This is a genomic window from Nocardioides sp. URHA0032 (assembly GCF_000620645.1).
In the GTDB taxonomy this organism is placed as follows: domain Bacteria; phylum Actinomycetota; class Actinomycetes; order Propionibacteriales; family Nocardioidaceae; genus Nocardioides.
Genome location: NZ_JIAV01000014.1, coordinates 181,090 through 198,676, shown reverse-complemented (window position 1 = coordinate 198,676; position 17,587 = coordinate 181,090). Strand labels below are relative to the sequence as shown.

General features: G+C 71.9%; 24 protein-coding genes. 14 read left to right on the top strand and 10 right to left on the bottom strand.

What is annotated here, in order from left to right:
• The first annotated feature begins 47 nt into the window (after positions 1–47).
• The gene (locus N538_RS0102995; protein WP_028636058.1) at positions 48–446 is read left to right on the top strand and encodes a hypothetical protein; all 399 of its coding nucleotides are present in this window, start codon (positions 48–50) and stop codon (positions 444–446) included.
• Positions 447–480: 34 nt separating this feature from the next.
• Here N538_RS0102995 and N538_RS0102990 read toward each other — a convergent pair whose 3' ends face one another.
• Positions 481–1,044 (bottom strand): GNAT family N-acetyltransferase, encoded by a 564-nt coding sequence (locus N538_RS0102990; RefSeq protein WP_036569404.1) that lies wholly within the window; start codon positions 1,042–1,044, stop codon positions 481–483.
• A gap of 113 nt (positions 1,045–1,157) precedes the next feature.
• Between N538_RS0102990 and N538_RS0102985 the strand changes: the two genes are divergently transcribed.
• Positions 1,158–1,673 (top strand): RNA polymerase sigma factor, encoded by a 516-nt coding sequence (locus tag N538_RS0102985; protein WP_028636056.1) that lies wholly within the window; start codon positions 1,158–1,160, stop codon positions 1,671–1,673.
• Positions 1,663–2,376: a hypothetical protein gene (locus N538_RS0102980; protein ID WP_028636055.1), complete on the top strand. Its 714-nt coding sequence runs from the start codon at positions 1,663–1,665 to the stop codon at positions 2,374–2,376. The genes N538_RS0102985 and N538_RS0102980 overlap by 11 nt, the downstream gene beginning before the upstream one ends.
• Before the next feature lie 321 nt (positions 2,377–2,697).
• On the opposite strand, the gene N538_RS0102970 is transcribed toward N538_RS0102980, so the two are convergent.
• The 3 genes from N538_RS0102970 to N538_RS0102960 are packed head-to-tail and all read right to left on the bottom strand — an operon-like array spanning position 2,698 to position 4,415.
• Positions 2,698–3,249, bottom strand: a complete 552-nt coding sequence (locus N538_RS0102970; protein ID WP_028636054.1) for a hypothetical protein — start codon at positions 3,247–3,249, stop codon at positions 2,698–2,700.
• Positions 3,246–3,842: a transposase gene (locus N538_RS0102965; protein ID WP_036569265.1), complete on the bottom strand. Its 597-nt coding sequence runs from the start codon at positions 3,840–3,842 to the stop codon at positions 3,246–3,248. The genes N538_RS0102970 and N538_RS0102965 overlap by 4 nt, the downstream gene beginning before the upstream one ends.
• Positions 3,843–3,899: 57 nt before the next feature.
• Entirely contained in the window at positions 3,900–4,415 is a 516-nt protein-coding gene (locus N538_RS0102960) for a class I SAM-dependent methyltransferase (protein WP_028636052.1), read from the bottom strand.
• Positions 4,416–4,445: 30 nt separating this feature from the next.
• Between N538_RS0102960 and dapB the strand changes: the two genes are divergently transcribed.
• Both dapB and N538_RS0102950 read left to right on the top strand, forming a co-directional pair.
• Entirely contained in the window at positions 4,446–5,192 is a 747-nt protein-coding gene (gene dapB, locus N538_RS0102955; protein ID WP_036569264.1) for a 4-hydroxy-tetrahydrodipicolinate reductase, read from the top strand.
• A gap of 124 nt (positions 5,193–5,316) precedes the next feature.
• Positions 5,317–6,876 carry a M4 family metallopeptidase gene (locus tag N538_RS0102950; RefSeq protein WP_028636050.1) on the top strand — a complete coding sequence of 520 codons (1,560 nt, stop codon included), beginning with the start codon at positions 5,317–5,319 and terminating at the stop codon, positions 6,874–6,876.
• 60 nt (positions 6,877–6,936) lie between these two features.
• On the opposite strand, the gene N538_RS0102945 is transcribed toward N538_RS0102950, so the two are convergent.
• The 4 genes from N538_RS0102945 to N538_RS0102930 are packed head-to-tail and all read right to left on the bottom strand — an operon-like array spanning position 6,937 to position 8,732.
• Complete coding sequence (locus N538_RS0102945; protein ID WP_028636049.1) at positions 6,937–7,239, bottom strand: AzlD domain-containing protein; 303 nt, start codon at positions 7,237–7,239, stop codon at positions 6,937–6,939.
• Positions 7,236–7,925, bottom strand: coding sequence for an AzlC family ABC transporter permease (locus N538_RS23615; RefSeq protein WP_036569262.1), 690 nt, complete (start codon positions 7,923–7,925; stop codon positions 7,236–7,238). The genes N538_RS0102945 and N538_RS23615 overlap by 4 nt, the downstream gene beginning before the upstream one ends.
• Positions 7,926–7,935: 10 nt before the next feature.
• Positions 7,936–8,154: a hypothetical protein gene (locus N538_RS0102935; protein WP_028636048.1), complete on the bottom strand. Its 219-nt coding sequence runs from the start codon at positions 8,152–8,154 to the stop codon at positions 7,936–7,938.
• A 44-nt stretch (positions 8,155–8,198) separates the two neighbouring features.
• Entirely contained in the window at positions 8,199–8,732 is a 534-nt protein-coding gene (locus N538_RS0102930; RefSeq protein WP_028636047.1) for a GNAT family N-acetyltransferase, read from the bottom strand.
• A gap of 85 nt (positions 8,733–8,817) precedes the next feature.
• Between N538_RS0102930 and paaA the strand changes: the two genes are divergently transcribed.
• The 6 genes from paaA to N538_RS0102900 are packed head-to-tail and all read left to right on the top strand — an operon-like array spanning position 8,818 to position 13,345.
• Complete coding sequence (gene paaA, locus N538_RS0102925) at positions 8,818–9,738, top strand: 1,2-phenylacetyl-CoA epoxidase subunit PaaA (protein ID WP_028636046.1); 921 nt, start codon at positions 8,818–8,820, stop codon at positions 9,736–9,738.
• Positions 9,735–10,016 (top strand): 1,2-phenylacetyl-CoA epoxidase subunit PaaB, encoded by a 282-nt coding sequence (paaB, locus tag N538_RS28275; protein ID WP_028636045.1) that lies wholly within the window; start codon positions 9,735–9,737, stop codon positions 10,014–10,016. The genes paaA and paaB overlap by 4 nt, the downstream gene beginning before the upstream one ends.
• Entirely contained in the window at positions 10,013–10,750 is a 738-nt protein-coding gene (gene paaC / locus N538_RS27835) for a 1,2-phenylacetyl-CoA epoxidase subunit PaaC (protein WP_028636044.1), read from the top strand. The genes paaB and paaC overlap by 4 nt, the downstream gene beginning before the upstream one ends.
• A gap of 5 nt (positions 10,751–10,755) precedes the next feature.
• Positions 10,756–11,229, top strand: coding sequence for a 1,2-phenylacetyl-CoA epoxidase subunit PaaD (gene paaD / locus N538_RS0102910; RefSeq protein ID WP_036569260.1), 474 nt, complete (start codon positions 10,756–10,758; stop codon positions 11,227–11,229).
• A 15-nt stretch (positions 11,230–11,244) separates the two neighbouring features.
• A complete protein-coding gene (gene paaE, locus N538_RS0102905) occupies positions 11,245–12,303 on the top strand; it encodes a 1,2-phenylacetyl-CoA epoxidase subunit PaaE (RefSeq protein ID WP_028636042.1) in 1,059 nt (352 codons plus the stop codon).
• Positions 12,304–12,331: 28 nt separating this feature from the next.
• Entirely contained in the window at positions 12,332–13,345 is a 1,014-nt protein-coding gene (locus N538_RS0102900; RefSeq protein WP_028636041.1) for an aldo/keto reductase family protein, read from the top strand.
• A 9-nt stretch (positions 13,346–13,354) separates the two neighbouring features.
• Here the strand turns inward: N538_RS0102900 and N538_RS0102895 are convergent, their stop codons facing one another.
• Positions 13,355–13,936: a DUF3043 domain-containing protein gene (locus tag N538_RS0102895; protein ID WP_028636040.1), complete on the bottom strand. Its 582-nt coding sequence runs from the start codon at positions 13,934–13,936 to the stop codon at positions 13,355–13,357.
• 76 nt (positions 13,937–14,012) lie between these two features.
• On the opposite strand from N538_RS0102895, the gene N538_RS0102890 reads away from it, so the two are divergent.
• The 3 genes from N538_RS0102890 to pspAB are packed head-to-tail and all read left to right on the top strand — an operon-like array spanning position 14,013 to position 16,346.
• Positions 14,013–14,804: a PspA/IM30 family protein gene (locus N538_RS0102890; RefSeq protein WP_028636039.1), complete on the top strand. Its 792-nt coding sequence runs from the start codon at positions 14,013–14,015 to the stop codon at positions 14,802–14,804.
• Between the two features lie 32 nt (positions 14,805–14,836).
• On the top strand, positions 14,837–15,751 hold the full coding sequence (gene htpX, locus N538_RS0102885) for a zinc metalloprotease HtpX (protein WP_028636038.1): 915 nt from the start codon (positions 14,837–14,839) through the stop codon (positions 15,749–15,751).
• Between the two features lie 16 nt (positions 15,752–15,767).
• Positions 15,768–16,346, top strand: coding sequence for a PspA-associated protein PspAB (pspAB, locus tag N538_RS0102880; protein ID WP_028636037.1), 579 nt, complete (start codon positions 15,768–15,770; stop codon positions 16,344–16,346).
• Positions 16,347–16,397: 51 nt separating this feature from the next.
• Here pspAB and nadA read toward each other — a convergent pair whose 3' ends face one another.
• Positions 16,398–17,570, bottom strand: a complete 1,173-nt coding sequence (gene nadA / locus N538_RS0102875) for a quinolinate synthase NadA (protein ID WP_028636036.1) — start codon at positions 17,568–17,570, stop codon at positions 16,398–16,400.
• Positions 17,571–17,587 lie beyond the last annotated feature (17 nt).

Here is a 17,587-nt window from a genome sequence, read left to right as displayed (position 1 = left end):
GCACGGATGACCCGACTGTCCGGGTTGCCGACGAACGGAGAATCACCATGAGGATGCGTGCCCTGGCCGCCCTGGGAGTGCTCGTCTCGGGGTTGGTGCACTTCAAGCTCTACTTCGACTGGGCGCACGAGGACAGCCAGATCGGCCCGGCGTTCCTGCTGAACGCCGGCGCCGGGCTGGTGATCGCCGTGCTCCTGATGACCTGGCGGCACTGGCTGCCGCCGCTGCTCGCCGTGGGGTTCGGCCTCTCCACCCTCGCCGCGTTCGTCACCGCCGCGACGGTCGGCCTGTTCGGGGTGTCGGAGGTCTGGACGGGGTGGGCCGTCTGGACGGCGGCGATCGCCGAGATCGTGGCCGTGGTGGCGGGCGTGGCGATCCTCCTGCAGGAGCCGCGGCCACAGCTGCGGCGCAGCCGGCCGGTCGCTCAGCCGGACAGGTCGCGGTAGGCGACCGCCGCACGGCCGCGGTGCTCCTCCCGGCTCATCCCGTGGGGTCCTGACCTCGCCACTCCCGCCGGAGCAGCCCGTAGACCCACGAGTCCGAGACGTCGCCGTTCACGACGCAGTCCTCACGCAGCGTGCCCTCCCGCACGAAGCCGAGCTTCTCCAGGACGCGGGCGGACGCGACGTTGCGGGTGTCGGTCTCCGCCTGGACCCGGTTCAGGTCCAGGGTGTCGAACGCCCAGGCCAGCACGGCGCCGGCGGCCTCGGTCGCGTAGCCGTGGCCCCAGGCCGCTCGGTCGAAGCAGTAGCCCATCGCCGCGCTCCGGTGGTCGGGGTTCCACCGGACCAGTGCGCACCATCCGATGAACGCCCCGTCCGAGGTCCGGTCGACGGCCAACCTGGCGCCGGCGCCCTTCTCCGCCAGCCGGTGGGACATCGCGATGAAGCGCGTGGCGCTCCCCCGGTCTGTCCACGGCGGCGAGTCCCAGTACCGCAGCACGTCGGCGCTGCTGTGCATCGCGAAGAGGGCGTCGGCGTCCGCGTCGGCCACCGCGCGCAGCCGGAGGCGCGCCGTCTGCAGTGCGGGGGTGGGCAACGACATGGACGCCATGGTGCCCTGTCCTGGGTGCCCGGCAACTTCTCGGGCGTCGACGGAACCCGCGACCGGCCTCACAGCTCTTGACTGGTGAGGACACCGACCGGACAGGAGCCAGGGTGGGACGCACGCCGGCATGGGAGAGCGCGTACCGCGAGTTCTTCGTGGTCCGGCAGCGTTCGCTGATGCGGACGGCGTACGCCGTCCTGGGCAGCTGGCCGGCGGCGGAGGACGCCGTGCAGACGGCGTTCACGCAGCTCTACGTGCACTGGCCCCGGATCCAGCCGGGGGCCGTGGACACCTACGCGCGACGAACGGTGGTGCACACGTGCTTCCGGATGGCTCGGCAGCGCAACCGGGAGCCGGCCACCGGCGAGCTGCCCGAGCGCCAGGTGGCCGGTCCCGAGACCGGGCTCGAGCGGCTCGACCTGATGCGGGCGCTGGCCGGGCTCTCTCCGCGCGACCGGGCGGTGGTCGCGCTGCGGTTCCTCGACGACCTCCCGGTCGCCGAGGTGGCGCGGGTCCTCGACCTGCCCGAGGGCACCGTCAAGAGCCGGACCGCGCGTGCCCTCGACCGTCTCCAGGCGGTGCTCGCCGCACCCCAGACCTCCGAAGGGAGCTCCCATGACCTCTGAGCAGATCCTCCGCGACCAGCTCGACCGCGTGACCAGCGACGTACCCGGCGCACCCGACCTGGAGCAGGCCGTCCGGCGCGGGCGGCGCAAGCGCGTCCAGCGGCGCGCCCGCCTGGGCACCGCCGTCGCGGTGGTGGGCATCGCCACCGGCGGGGTCCTCGCGGCCACCGGAGGCGACGGCGGCCCGACCGTGGCGCACGACGCGCCGCTCGCCGGCGCGCCCGCTCCTGCCCCCGACTTCGTGCCGGGCACCGACATCGACGAGCGGATGACCGGCGTGATCGCCGAGCACCTGCCGTCGCTGCCCCCGCCCGACGACGTCTACCCCAGCGACAGCCACACCGCGGGGCCGATCGCCGACCCGGACTTCGCGCAGGCCGAGGACTGGCAGGCGTCCTACACGCTGGCCGGCAGCAAGCTGCTCGTGATCATGGCCGCGCCCAGCGAGGGCGGCCTGCAGTGCGACGGGTGCACCGAGCAGAAGGTCCAGGGCGGCACGGTCTACCGCCAGGCGTTCAGCTCCGGCGATCCCGTGGAGTGGTACTTCGGCGTCTACTTCGTCCGCCCGGACGGCTCCGCCGTCAACGCCTTCGAGTCCGTCCCGGCCCAGAGCGAGCAGGCCGGCACGGCGGGCCGCCAGCTCTCCGACGCCGACCTCGCGGACCTGGTGCGGGACCCGCGGCTGCACTTCACCGGCTCCTGAGCGCGCGCCGCCGGCGTCGGCGCCGGTTTGAGGGGGTGACCCGTTGGGCACGTTCAGGCATCAGCCCGGCTGCTGCGAGGTCACACATCCCGTGCGGACCTGGCGGACCTGTCGGCTGTCGGCACGACAGCTCATCCAACGGAATGGAGTTTCGCCATGTTGTGGACCATCCTCATCATCCTCGCCATCGTCGCGCTGGTGCTGTTCATCCTGGGTCGCGTCCGAGGAGGCCGCGGAGTCTGATCCACAGCCACTCGCGTCACGAGGCACCGTCTCCGGTGGGGACGGTGCCTCGTTCGTCGTCCGCGCAGGCGGCTCGGGCTAGCGGACGAGCACGACCACTCCGGCGCACCCGCACGCCCACAGCACGCTGGCGAAGGTCCCGATGATGAAGCGCTCGGCGGCGCCGGTGCGGACGCCGTCCTCGGCCGCGCGGAGCTCGGGGTAGCGGCCGAGGCCCTTGACGGCGAGGACGACCGCGAGGCCCTCGGGCCAGCCGGCGACGAGGGTGGCGAAGATGGCGACCCGCTCCAGGGCCCCGATCCAGGCGCCGCCGCGGAGGACGTGGCCGGCGCGGTCCAGGGAGTCGGCCGGCGTCTCACGACGGTCGACCAGGTCGAACACCAGGGAGGTGAGGGGGCCGCCGCCGGCGATGGCGAGGATGCCGCCGAAGGCGACGAGGACGACGGTCTGCCAGCCCGGGGAGACGTCGACGGTGGCGGGGACCGCCGCGACGGCACCGGCGGCGACCAGGACCGCCAAGCTCGCGGGCGCGAAGATCCGGCGGGCAGGCGCGTGCCAGGCCATGGTGCCGGCGAGGACGGCGAAGCCGAGCAGGACCAACAGCAGCGCGCCGTAGTCGGACGGGCTCATGAGGGCTCCTTCCCGAGCAGGCGAGCGGTGAGGTCGGTGGCGAGCTCGCGGGCCCGCCGCGACTCCACGATGCCAGCCGCGGCGGCTCGCTGGCTCACCGCGGAGGGGGTGATGCCGAGTCGGTGGGCCGTCTCCTCGTACGACAGCCCGTCGGCGACGAGGTCGGCGACCTCCCAGCCCCGGGCGGTACGCCGCGCGAGCACGCTCGCCCACAACCAGAGGACGGTCTCGAGCGCGCGGGTGCCGGGATCGTCGCCGAGGACCCGGAGGTGCCACGGGCTGGACTTCGCGGCCGTGACCGCCGCGCGGGCGTGCAGGTAGGCCGGGCCGCGGCCGGCGCGGGCGTGCGCCGGCAGGGGCTCCTCGACCGGGCCGACCCCGATGCCGACGTGCCAGGTGCTGTGGCGGAGCAGGGTCTCGACGACGGACGGCAGGGCGGCGGGGGAGTCGAGGACGCCCTGGAACTCGTCACCCACGGTCTGCTCGAACGGGCGCAGGACCGGGACGTCCCCCAGCGCGGTCAGGGCGGCCTGGACCAGGTCGGGAGAGCGACGGCTGCCCTGCTGGTCGACGGTGAGCACCAGGACGGACATGCGATCCAGGTTAGTTCAGGGAATAGCCTAATGCAAGATGAGTTCAGGGAATTGCCTTCACCGACGGCCGATAAGGCCGACCACCGGCGGCGCCTTCTGGTCCACCACGGAGACCCGGAAACCACCCTCGACGAGCGCGGCCGAGGCCTTCTTGACGATGGTCGGCACCAGCTCGGGCTGGGTCGCCTCGTAGAAGAGGTAGACGGCGCCGCCCGGCACCACCCGCTCGTGCAGGAGCGCGACCTCGTCGGCGCAGTCGCGCACCCAGAACAGGTTGACGTTGAACGCGAACACCTTGTTCAGCCGCTTCACCGGCACCCGCAGCGTGGCCAGGTCGATCTGGCGGACGGTGAGCCGGCCGGACTCGACGAAGCGGGCGCACCGGCGCTTGGTGCGGTCCACGCCTGACTCGGAGCGGTCGATGGCGAACAGCTTGCCGGTCTCGAGCTTCTCGCAGATCAGCTCCGCGCCGGCCCCCGGCCCGCAGCCGATCTCGAGGACGTGGTCGCTCGGCTGGACATCCATCATGTCCACCGCCCACCGGATCCGGGGCGGGATGGTCTGCAGCGCCATGGACCCAGACTGCCAGATAGGTTGGCCCCCGTGATCAGGGTGGGCGTGCTGGGCGCACGCGGCAAGGTCGGGACCGAGGTGTGCCGCGCCGTCGCCGCGGCCGACGACCTGGAGCTCGTCGCCGAGATCGATGCCGGGGACGCGATCGACACGCTGGTCTCCGAGGGCGCGGAGGCGGTCGTCGACTTCACCCACCCCGACGTCGTCATGGACAACCTCCAGTTCTGCATCGAGCACGGGATCCACGCGGTCGTGGGGACCACGGGCTTCGACGAGCAGCGGCTCGACACCCTCCGCGGCTGGCTCGAGGGCGCGGCCGGCACCGGCGTGCTGATCGCCCCCAACTTCTCGATCGGCGCCATCCTGATGATGCGGTTCGCGGCCGTCGCGGCGCCGTTCTACGAGTCGGTGGAGGTCATCGAGATGCACCACCCGACCAAGGCGGACGCGCCGTCCGGCACCGCCCGGCGCACCGCCGAGCTCATCGCTGCCGCCCGCCGCGAGGCCGGGAAGGGGCCGGTGCCGGACGCCACCACGACCGGGCTCGACGGAGCCCGTGGCGCGGACGTCGACGGGATCCGGGTGCATGCCCTGCGGGTGCGCGGGCTGGTCGCCCACCAGGAGGTGCTGCTGGGCGGCGTGGGGGAGACGCTGACGATCCGGCACGACTCGCTGGACCGGGTGTCGTTCACCCCCGGCGTCCTCGCCGGACTGCGCGCGATCGCGGACCACCCCGGTCTCACCGTCGGGCTGGAGCACTTCCTCCCGCTGGACTGATCCGTCGCGGATCTGCAGGTTCGTGCATTGCACGTATCCGCAGGTAACCGGGTCTTCCGTCGGCCGTTGGAGCAGGCGAGGCTTCCGCCCCCAGCAGTTCCCGACGAACGAGAAGGACCAGTCCATGCGCAAGATCTCGGGCTTCGCATCCCTCGCTGTCCTCGCCCTGACGGCCGCCACCTTCCAGGCCGTCGACGGCGCGTCAGCCGCCCCACCGGCTCGCCCATCGGCGGCCGACGTCCTCCGGCAGCACCCGGCTGCCGCGCTCACCAGCGCCGGCACGACCTACCGGGTCACCGACCGCATCACCGACGCCAACGGCGCCACCCACGTCCGGATGGACCGCTTCTACCGCGGCCTCCCGGTCCTCGGCGGCGACCTGGTCGTCCACCAGGGCTCGGCGGGCGCGCTCACCGGCGTCAGCAGGACCCTCGACCGGGCGATCCGCCTGTCGGTCAAGCCCGCGGTCAGCAGGGCGACGGCCCGCAACGAGCCGGCCCGCAAGGCCCGGTCGACCCGCCTGGTCGTCGACGCGACGTCCGGGACCGGCCGGCTCGCGTGGGAGGTCATCACGGGCGGCACGCAGAAGGACGGCACCCCGAGCCGGCTCGCGACGTACGTCGACGCGAAGACCGGCGCGGTGATCCGCCGCGAGCAGCAGATCGAGACCGTGGACGGCTCCGGCCAGACGCTCTACTCGGGCACCGTCCCGCTGAGCGTCACGAAGTCCGGCTCGACGTACCAGCTCAAGAACGACGGCCTGCGTGGCAACACGTACACGACCGACATGAACAACAAGTCCGACTCCTATGCCTGCCAGCTCTTCGGGATCAACTGCTCCACCGGCACCCTGATCACCTCCGCCACCACGGTGTTCGGCAATGGCACGAACAGCAACCGGGCCAGCGCCGGTGCGGACGCGCAGTACGGCAGCAACGAGACCTGGGACTTCTACAAGGCCACGTTCAACCGGGACGGCATCTTCGGCAACGGCGCCGGCTCCTACAACCGGGTCCACTACGGCAGCAAGTACGTCAACGCGTTCTGGGACGGCGCCAAGATGACCTACGGCGACGGCGACGGCACCAACTACGGCCCGCTGGTCTCCCTCGACGTGGCCGGTCACGAGATGAGCCACGGCGTCACCGAGAACACCGCCGGTCTCGACTACAGCGGTGAGTCCGGCGGCCTCAACGAGGCCACCTCGGACATCTTCGGCACCATGGTGGAGTTCTTCGCGAACAACGCCAACGACCCGGGCGACTACCTGATCGGCGAGGAGTTCGACCTCAAGAAGCACCTCGGCTTCCGCCGGATGGACAACCCGGCCTCGGACGGCAGCTCGCTGAACTGCTGGTCCGCGACCGCCGGCAACGCCGACGTGCACTACTCCTCGGGCATCGGCAACCACTTCTTCTACCTGCTGTCCGAGGGCTCGGGTGCCAAGACGCTCAACGGCGTCTCCTACAACAGCCCGACCTGCAACGGCTCCACCGTGACCGGCATCGGGCGGGACGCCGCTGCCGCCATCTGGTACCGCGCCCTGACCGTCTACATGACCTCGAGCACGAACTACGCGGGTGCCCGCACGGCCACCCTCAACGCGGCCAAGGACCTGTACGGCGCAGGCAGCGCCCAGTACAACGCCGTCGCCGCGGCCTGGAGCGCGGTCAGCGTGAGCTGACCGGCTGCCGACGCACAGGGGTTCGCGCCCACGGAACGGGCGCGGGCCCCTGTGCCCGTTCTAGAGGAGGAGTCGCGCGACCGCCGCGACCAGGGCGGCGCCGAACACCACGACCAGGAACGGCGCGCGCAGGAGCAGCAGCACCACCGCGACGCCCAGCCCGAGGGCGCGAGCATCGACCACGATCTCGTGCCCTCGGGTGAACACCTGGACCGCCACGAGCGCGGACAGCAGGGCGACCGGGATCAGGTCGGCGACCCGCTCGACCACGGGTCGCTCGAGGACCCACGGCGGCACCGACAGGCCGCCCAGCTTGAGCAGATAGCAGCCGACCGCGGCGACGATCACCGCCGTCCACATCATGCGTCCCGCTCCCGGGTGAGCACGCCGGCGACCAGGGCCACGCCGGCCGCGGCGAGCACCGGCACGCCGGCGGGTGCCATCGGCACGATCCCCAGGGCGACCGCGGCGGCAGCGACCGCCACCAGCCGGTTGCGGCGGCGGTGCAGCCGCGGCCAGAGCAGCGCGAGGAACGCCGCGCCGACGGCCGCGTCGAGGCCGTACCGGCGCGGGTCCCCGAGCTCGTTGCCCGCGACGGCTCCGGCGAACGTGGCGACGTTCCAGAGCACGAAGACCGAGACGCCGGTGACCAGGAAGCCGAGCCGGGCGGCGTCGCGGGTCTCGCGGGTCACCGACATGGCCGTGGACTCGTCGATCAGCACGTGTGCGGCGAGCACCCGCCTGACGCCACGCCAGGCGAGCAGCGGGGCGAGCCGCAGCCCGTAGAGGGTGTTGCGGGTGCCGAGCAGCAGGGCGGTCAGCGCGCCCGAGATCGGTGCACCGCCGGCGGCCACGACACCGACCAGGGCGAACTGGCTGGCGCCGGTGAACACCAACAGGGACAGGGCGCACGTCTGTGCCACCGAGAGTCCGGACGCGACGGAGATCGCGCCGAAGCTGACGCCGTACGCCCCGGTGGCGACGCCCACGCCGAGGCTGTCGCGGATGATCGCGGACCGCGCGCGGGGCTCGAGGGGCGCGTCGCTCACGCGGCCGAGGCTAGCGCCGGCGTACCCGCACCGGCGTGGGGCGGTGGTGGAAGTCGTGCAGCAGCACGTAGGTGAGCAGCAGTCCGGCGAGCAGACCCCAGCCGACCCCGGCGGCGATGAGCGCCGGCACCTCGGTGACGTGGACCAGCCAGATGCCGGAGAGCATGCCCACGATCAGCGCGGTGGCCACCACCAGGAGGCGGTGGAGCGGGGGCAGTGGACCGAACACAGGTCCATCGTCTCCCCGGATCCCCGGAAATCAAGGGGTACGGGCTAGGAGATTGCTGTGTGCAGCCGGACCTGCTTGACGACGGTGGTGCCCTCGCCGTCCAGGTCGAGCTCGCGGTGGGCCTGGTCGGCAGCCCAGCCGGCGTCGGCGAGGAAGGTGCGCAGCGCGTCGTCGGACGCGATCGCCCACAGCACGGCACGCGAGAACCGGTCGGCCGCCATCGTGTCCACCGCCGCCTGGAGCAGCCGGGATCCGTGCCCCTGGCCGCGCGCGTCCGGGTCGACGGTCAGGTCGGCGAGCTCGGCGTCGACGACCGGGTCGCAGTCCGGGTCCGCAGCGGGCGAGGTCAGCGCGAAGCCCACGACCCGGTTGCGCTCGAGCGCGACGAGCACCCGGTTGCGGGCGTCGCGCGGCTTGGAGAGCGCCGCGTGCCAGGCGGCGGCCGCCGCCTCGACGTCGCTCGGGAGCGCCTCGGCCGGCAGCACCCCGGCGTACGTCGCCCGCCAGGTGCGGAGCTGGACCTCGGCGATCGCGCGGGCGTCGTCGGCCCAGGCGACGCGGACCGACACGTCACTCATGGACGCATCCTGTCAGCCGGTCCCGCTGTTACAAATCTCTGTCATGGATGCAGACATCTGTAACACGGTCGGGTAGCGTCGTCGTGTGGACTTCGACGACCTCCTCGCCGGTGACGGACGGGTGGAGCCGCGGGACGAGATGCCCGACGGCTACCGCCGCACGCTGGTCCGCCAGATCGCCCAGCACGCCCACTCCGAGATCATCGGCATGCAGCCCGAGGGCAACTGGATCAGCCGCGCGCCGAGCCTGCGCCGCAAGGCGATCCTGATGGCGAAGGTGCAGGACGAGGCGGGGCACGGCCTCTACCTGTACGCCGCCGCCGAGACGCTCGGCGTCGACCGCGAGGACCTGCTCGACCAGCTGCACACCGGCCGGCAGAAGTACTCCTCGATCTTCAACTACCCGACGCTGACGTGGGCCGACGTCGGCGCGATCGGCTGGCTGGTCGACGGCGCCGCGATCGTGAACCAGGTGCCGCTGTGCCGCTGCTCCTACGGGCCGTACGCCCGCGCGATGGTGCGGGTCTGCAAGGAGGAGTCCTTCCACCAGCGGCAGGGCTTCGAGATCCTGCACACGCTGTCGCACGGCACCCCTGCGCAGCGGGCGATGGCGCAGGACGCCGTCGACCGCTACTGGTGGCCGTCGCTGATGATGTTCGGCCCGCCGGACGACGACTCGCCGAACTCCGCCCAGTCGATGGCGTGGGGCATCAAGCGCTTCTCCAACGACGACCTGCGCCAGCGCTTCGTCGACATGACCGTGCCGCAGGCGGAGGCGCTCGGCCTGACGCTCCCGGACCCGGAGATCCGGTGGAACGAGGAGCGCGGCCACTACGACTTCGGCACGGTGGACTTCACCGAGCTGTTCGAGGTGATCAAGGGCAACGGTCCCTGCAACCAGCAACGACTCGCGCACCGTGTGGGGGCGCACGAGGACGGAGCCTGGGTGCGGGAGGCCGCCTCGGCATATGCCGCCAAGCAGGCGGTTCGGGAGGGTGCCGCGTGAGGGACTGGCCGCTCTGGGAGGTGTTCGTGCGGTCTCGGAGGGGGCTGTCGCACGTCCACGTCGGGTCGTTGCACGCGCCGGACGCCGAGATGGCGCTCCGCAACGCGCGCGACGTCTACACGCGGCGCCAGGAGGGCGTCTCGCTCTGGGTCGTGCCGGCGGCGGAGATCGTCGCGTCCGACCCGGGGGAGCGAGACGCGTTCTTCGACCCCGCGGACGACAAGGTCTACCGGCACCCGACCTTCTACAACGTCCCCGAGGGCGTGGAGCACCTGTGAGCACTCCCTCGAAGACACTCGGTGACTACGTCCTGGGCCTCGCCGACGACGCGCTGGTCTCCGCCCAGCGGATGGGCTGGTGGATCAGCCGCGCGCCGCAGCTCGAGGAGGACCTCGCGCTCGCGAACATCGGCCTCGACCAGCTCGGCCAGGCGCGCACGCTGCTGTCGTACGCCGGGCAGCTCGAGGGCGACGGCCGGACCGAGGACGACCTCGCCTACCTGCGCGACGAGCGCGAGTTCCGCAACGTCTGGCTGGTGGAGCGCGCGCAGAGTGACTTCGGCGTGACGATGGCGCGGCTGCTGCTGTTCGCGGCGTGGCAGTCCGAGCTGTACGCCGCCCTCGCCTCCTGCCCGGACCCGACACTGGCCGGCGTGGCCGGCAAGGCCGTGAAGGAGGTCGCCTACCACCTCGACCACGCCGCGCGGTGGGTCGTGCGGCTCGGCGACGGCACCGAGGAGTCGCACCAGCGCATGCAGGCGGCGCTCGACGCCGAGTGGCCCTACCTCGACGAGCTGTTCCGGCCGGTCGAGGGAGCCGTCGTCGACCCGGCCTCGCTGCACCCGCTCGTGCTGGCCCGGATCGAGCCGGTGGTCGCCGAGGCGACCCTCGAGGTGCCCCAGGTCGCGCCGGCGCGCGGCGGCGGCCGCGCGGGCCTGCACACCGAGGAGCTGGGCTACCTGCTCGCCGAGATGCAGCACCTGCACCGCTCGCACCCGGGGGCCACCTGGTGAACACGATGAGCAGTGCCTGGAAGATCGTCGCGGACCTGCCCGACCCCGAGCTGCCGGTGGTGACCATCGCCGACCTCGGGATCCTGCGCGACGTCACCGAGGACGACCAGGGCCGCGTGCACGTGCAGATCACCCCGACGTACTCCGGCTGCCCGGCGATGGAGACCATCAGCGAGGACCTCGTCGAGGCGCTGCTGTCGGCCGGCTACCAGCACGTCGACGTCGAGTTCGTGCTGTCGCCGGCGTGGACGACCGACTGGATGACCGAGGATGCCAAGCAGAAGCTGCTGGCGTACGGCATCGCGCCACCCGGCGCCGTCGGCCACGGCGGCGCCGTGGCGCTGCCGCTGAGCGTGCGCTGCCCCCAGTGCGGGTCGCTCGACACCCGTGAGTCGAGCCGGTTCGGGTCGACGGCCTGCAAGTCGCTGTGGGTCTGCCGCAGCTGCCACGAGCCCTTCGACCACTTCAAGGCACTCTGATGGGGCGACTCTGACGTGTCGGCCACCTTCCACTCGCTGCGGGTCGCGGCGATCGACGAGCTGACCGACGATGCGGTCGCCCTGACCTTCGACGTGCCCCCGGAGCTGGCCGGCGAGTTCCGCTTCGTGCACGGCCAGCACCTCTCCATCCGGGGCGGCGACGACGTGCGCCGCTCGTACTCGATCTGCTCGCCGCCGTCGTCCGGGGTGCTGCGCATCGGCGTGAAGCGGCTGCCGGGTGGCGCCTTCAGCGAGGGCGTGGTCTCGCGGTTGGCGGTCGGCGACACGCTCGAGGTGATGACGCCCGCCGGGCGGTTCACCTCGCAGCTCGACCCGACGGCCCGCCGTACGTACGTCGCGATCGCGGCGGGCTCCGGCATCACGCCGGTGCTCTCGATCCTCGCCGCGATCCTCGAGGGCGAGCCGGGCGCTCGGGTGATGCTGGTCTACGCGAACCGCACGCACCGCTCGGTGATGTTCCTCGACGAGGTGCACGACCTCAAGGACCGCTTCCCGGAGCGGTTCCAGGTGGTGCACGTGCTGTCGCGCGAGACCCAGGACGTCGAGCTGTTCTCCGGGCGGCTCGACGGCGAGCGGCTCTCGCGGATCCTCGGCGCGCTGATGCCGCCGGCCGAGGTCGACCAGTGGTTCCTCTGCGGGCCGCAGGTGCTGGTGACCGAGCTCCGCTCGATGCTCTCGTCGCTGGGCGTGCCGGCCGACCACGTGCACACCGAGCTGTTCCACGCCGACCCGGTGCCGCGCGCGCCGATCGAGGCGCTCGACGTCCCCGACGGCGCTGCCCACGTGACGATCCGGCTCGACGGCCGCACCTCGACGCTGGACCTCCGGCCGGACGGCGAGCCCGTGCTCGACGCCGCCATCGCCGTACGCTCCGACCTGCCGTTCGCCTGCAAGGGCGGCGTCTGCGGCACCTGCCGTGCCCGGCTCGTCGAGGGGACCGTCGCCATGGACGCCAACTACGCGCTGGAGCCGGACGAGATCGAGCGCGGCTACGTGCTCACCTGTCAGTCGCACCCCACCTCCGAGAAGGTCGTGCTCGACTTCGACGGCTGAGGTTGGGGGCGCCACTAGGGTCGGACCCATGCAGACTCGCAACCTCGGCAAGAGCGGCCTCAAGGTCTCGGAGATCGCGTACGGCAACTGGCTGACCCACGGGTCCCAGGTCGAGGAGGACGCCGCCCTGGCCTGCGTGCGCCGCGCGCTCGACGAGGGCATCACGACCTTCGACACCGCGGACGTGTACGCCAACACCCGCGCGGAGTCGGTGCTCGGCCGGGCACTCCAGGGTGAGCGCCGCGAGGGGCTCGAGATCTTCACCAAGGTCTTCTGGCCCACCGGCCCGGGGATGCACAACGACCACGGGCTGTCCCGCAAGCACATCATGGAGTCGATCGACGCCTCGCTGAAGCGGCTGGGCACCGACTACGTCGACCTCTACCAGGCCCACCGGTACGACGACGAGACGCCGCTCGAGGAGACCATGGAGGCGTTCGCCGACGTGGTGCGCCACGGCAAGGCGCTCTACATCGGCGTCTCGGAGTGGCGCGCCGACCAGATCCGCGCCGCGCACGTGCTGGCCCGCGAGCTCCGCATCTCGCTGGTCTCCAACCAGCCGCAGTACAACCTGATCTGGCGGGTCATCGAGGCCGAGGTGGAGCCGACCTGCCGCGAGCTCGGCCTGGGGCAGGTCGTGTTCTCACCGATCGCGCAGGGCGTCCTCACCGGCAAGTACGTCCCGGGGCAGCCGCACCCGGAGGGTTCGCGGGCGACCGACGACAAGGGCGGCGCGGACATGATCAGCCGCTGGATGCAGGACGACGTCCTCGAGCGCGTCCAGCAGCTCAAGCCGATCGCCGACGGGGCGGGCCTCACGATGGCGCAGCTCGCCGTCGCGTGGGTGCTCCAGAACGACAACGTCTCGTGCGCCATCGTCGGCGCCAGCCGGCCGGACCAGGTGAGCGACAACGCTCGCGCGGCCGGCGTACGCCTCGATGCCGACGCGATGAAGGCGATCGACGAGGTGATCGAGCCGGTCGTCGTCCGCGACCCGGAGCAGACCCAGCAGATCAGCCGGGCCGCGCTGATGCAGCGCTGAGTCTGCGGGCTAGCGGTAGGTGTCGGGCAGCTTCTGCCCGAGCTTGACCTGCGACTTGGGCAGCCGCATGAACTTCATCTGCAGCGCCCGGGTGATCGCGTAGTAGGTCAGGCCCTTGGTCGACTCGTCGGGGAACCGCCGCGCGAGCTCGCGGCGCAGCCGGAACCGCAGCATCACCATGTCGAGCAGCACGAACAGCACCATCACCATCAGCAGGGTGTTGCCCCACTGGCGCAGGGTCGTGTTGCCGGAGTAGCCCAGGATCAGCGTCACCAGCAGCAGCGGGATGACCAGCTCGATGAGCGAGAACCGGGCGTCGACGAAGTCGCGCACGAACCGGCGGACCGGGCCGCGGTCGCGCGCGGGGTAGTAGCGCTCGTCGCCGCTCTTCATCGCCTGCCGGACCTTCTGGCTGGACTCCGAGCGGGCGCCGCGCTGCGCGGTGGCGACCTCCTTGCGGCCCTGGGGCGCCTTGGCGCGAGCCTTCGCGGCCGCCTCCGCCTCCTTGCGCGTGGGAGTGGGCCGGCCCTTGCCGCCCACCTTGTCGGTGACGGTGGTGGCGGGGGTCTCGGTCTTCGAGCGACGGAACAACGCAGGGCCTCACACAGCAGGGGGACGACGGGCTGACACCAGACTACCGGCGGGGCTGCTCGTCTACGCTGGGGCCATGGGACTCTGGCAGCGCTTCACCCTGATCTTCCGCTCGAAGGCGAACAAGGCGCTCGACCGCGCCGAGGACCCGCGCGAGACCCTCGACTACAGCTACCAGCGGCAGCTGGACCTGCTCTCGAAGGTACGCCGCGGCGTTGCCGACGTGGCCACCAGCCGCAAGCGGGTCGAGCTGCAGATCAATCAGCTCGACCAGCAGTCCGCGAAGCTCCAGGACCAGGCCCAGAAGGCGATCTCCGTCAGTCGCGAGGACCTTGCCCGCGAGGCGCTGACCCGCAAGTCCGGGCTGACCACCCAGATCAACGACCTCAAGGCTCAGCACGCGCAGCTCCAGGCGGAGGAGGAGAAGCTCACCCTCGCGCAGCAGCGGCTGCAGGCGAGGGTCGAGTCGTTCCGCACCCGCAAGGAGACGATCAAGGCGACGTACACGGCGGCCGAGGCACAGACGCGGATCAACGAGGCGTTCTCCGGCCTCGGTGACGAGCTCGGCGACGTCGGCCAGGCGATCCAGCGCGCCGAGGACAAGACCGCGCAGATGCAGGCCCGGGCCGGCGCCATCGACGAGCTGATCGCCTCCGGTGCATTGGAGGATGTGACCGGCGGAGGCGGGGACGACATCGCGCGCGAGCTCGAGGCGATGAGCTCAGAGGCCGACGTCGAGGCCGAGCTCGCCGCGCTCAAGGCCGGCGGCGCCCCGCCGCCCCCGCAGGCGATCGAGCCCGCCGAGGCCGGCGGCGACATCATCGCGACCGAGCCGGAGGCGACCGAGCAGCCGAAGGGCGACGCCTGACGGCTTTGGGGGCACCGGCAACAATCGGTGGCATGGCACGTACGCGCTTCGTCGGGGACCCGGGGCTGACCGCCCGGATGACCACGGTCATGTTCCTCCTGGGCGGACTCTTCGTCGGGCTGATCGTCGCGCTCATGCTCGCGGTGCAGTCCCCGGCCCTCTCGCTGCTGATCGGCGTCGTCGGCCTGGGCATCGCGTGGGGCCAGTGGTACTTCTCGGACACGGTCGCGATGAAGGCGATGCGCGCCCGCGAGGTCTCTCCCGAGCAGGCGCCCGAGCTGCACGCGATGATCGAGCGGCTCTGCGCGCTCGCGGACATGCCGAAGCCGAGGGTCGGCGTCGCCGACACCGAGCTGCCGAACGCGTTCGCCACCGGTCGCTCGCCCCACCGGTCGGTGGTCGTGGTGACCACCGGCATCCTGCGCCGGCTCGACGCCGAGGAGCTCGAGGGCGTCCTCGCGCACGAGCTGTCCCACGTCGCCCACCGCGACGTCCTGGTGATGACCGTGGCCGCCAGCGCCGGCATCCTCGCCGGCATGCTGACGCGCGGCGCCCAGTACGGCGCGATCTTCGGCGGCGGACGCCGGGACAACAACTCGGGTCTCCCCGTGTGGCTGGTCGTCCTCGCGGTGAGCCTGGTGACGTACGCCGTCAGCTTCGTGCTGCTCCGCCTCCTCTCCCGCTACCGCGAGCTGTCGGCGGACCGGGCCGGCGCGTACCTCACGCTGAAGCCGCACGCCCTCGCGTCCGCCCTCCAGAAGATCACCGGCGAGATCAACCAGATCCCCGACCGCGACCTGCGGGCGACCCAGGCCATGAACGCGTTCTTCATCGCGCCCGCCGCGCGCGGCGTCTCGCTCCGCACGCTGACCTCGACGCACCCGTCCCTCGAGCAGCGGCTCGAGCAGCTGGCCAGGATCCAGGCCGAGCTCGACCGGCCCGCCTGACGGCCCGGCTGACGACATGGGCTTCTGGGACGTCATCGCCGGCAGGAGCCGGCCCAAGCAGGCCAACCTCGACGCGCTCTTCGGCGTACCGAGCGCCGCGATCACGCTGCAGGTCTCGCTGGGGCTGGAGCCGACCGGGAGCGGCGCCGTCTGCTACCGGGCGGCCGAGGGCCCGGCGTTCCGCCAGACCCAGGACGAGGTGGTCGCGCTCCTGGACGCCGATCCCAGCGCCCCCCCGGTCGAGGTGACCCGGGACGAGTTCGGCTACACGTGGCTGCTCAACCGCCACGATCCCGCCGACGTCTCCGGGCTCGTCACCGACCTGCACGCGGTGAACACCTCGCTGGAGGCGCAGGGCTTCGGGCCCGGCCTCCTGTGCTCGCTGGTGCCGTTCGCCGACGCCGGTGGACGACGGGTCGGCCTGGTGTACCTCTACAAGCAGGGCACGTTCTACCCGTTCGCGCCGAAGCCGGGAGCGAACCGGCAGCGCGACAACCTGCTGGAGATCCAGGTCCGCGACACCCTCGGCGGCGAGCTGCCCGTCGAGGACGACCTGAGCCGCTGGCTCGCGATCTGGGGCGCCCCCGGGCTGTAGCCGCCGCCCGCCGTACCTCCCCGCCCGTCAGGAGTCCCGACTCGACCGGCGTCAGTCCTTGGCGGTCTTGCCGGGGAGGGCGAGCATCCGCTCGAGGGCGACCAGGGCCCAGCGGGAGGTCTCGGGGTCGACCTCGATCCGGTTCACGACGGTGCCCTCGACCAGCGCCTCCATCGCCCAGACGAAGTGCGGCAGGTCGATGCGGTTCATCGTCGAGCAGTAGCAGACGGTCTTGTCGAGGAAGACGATCCGCTTGTCCGGGTGGGCGGCCGCCAGCCGCTGCACGAGGTTCAGCTCGGTCCCGATCGCCCAGGCGGAGCCGGCGGGGGCGGCCTCGATGGTCTGGATGATGAACTCGGTCGAGCCGACCAGGTCCGCCTTGAGGACGACCTCGTGGCGGCACTCGGGGTGCACCAGGATGTTGATGCCGGGGATCTCGGCGCGCAGGTTGTCGACCACCTCGGGGGAGAAGCGGCCGTGCACGGAGCAGTGGCCCTTCCAGAGGATCATCTTCGCGTCGCGCAGTTGCTCGGGGCTGAGGCCGCCGTTGGCGCGGTGCGGGTCCCAGACGACGCAGTCGTCGAGGGTGAGGCCCATCTTCAGCACCGCGGTGTTGCGGCCGAGGTGCTGGTCGGGCAGGAACAGGACCTTGGCGTCCGGCTTCTGCCCGAACGCCCACTCCAGCGCCGTCTCGGCGTTGCTCGACGTGCAGACGACGCCGCCGTTGCGCCCGCAGAAGGCCTTGATGTCCGCGGAGGAGTTCATGTAGGTGACGGGTACGACGCTGTCGGCAACGCCGGCGTCGGCCATCGCCTGCCAGGCCATCTCCACCTGGGTCAGCCGCGCCATGTCGGCCATCGAGCAGCCGGCGGCGAGGTCGGGCAGGATCACCTGCTGGTCCGGACCGGTGAGGATGTCGGCGGACTCGGCCATGAAGTGCACGCCACAGAAGACGATGTACTCGGCCTCGGGCCGGGCCGCCGCGTCCCGCGCGAGCTTGAAGGAGTCGCCGGTGACGTCCGCGAACTGGATGACCTCGTCGCGCTGGTAGTGGTGGCCGAGGACGAACACCTTGTCGCCGAGCGCCTCCTTGGCGGCCAGCGCCCGCGCCACCAGGTCCGGGTCGGACGCCGCGGGCAGGTCGCCCGGGCACTCCACGCCACGCTCGCTGTTGAGATCGGTGCCGCGGCCGAGCGGCAGCAGCGGGAGGTCCACGGTGGTCATGGCTCGATCCTATTCTC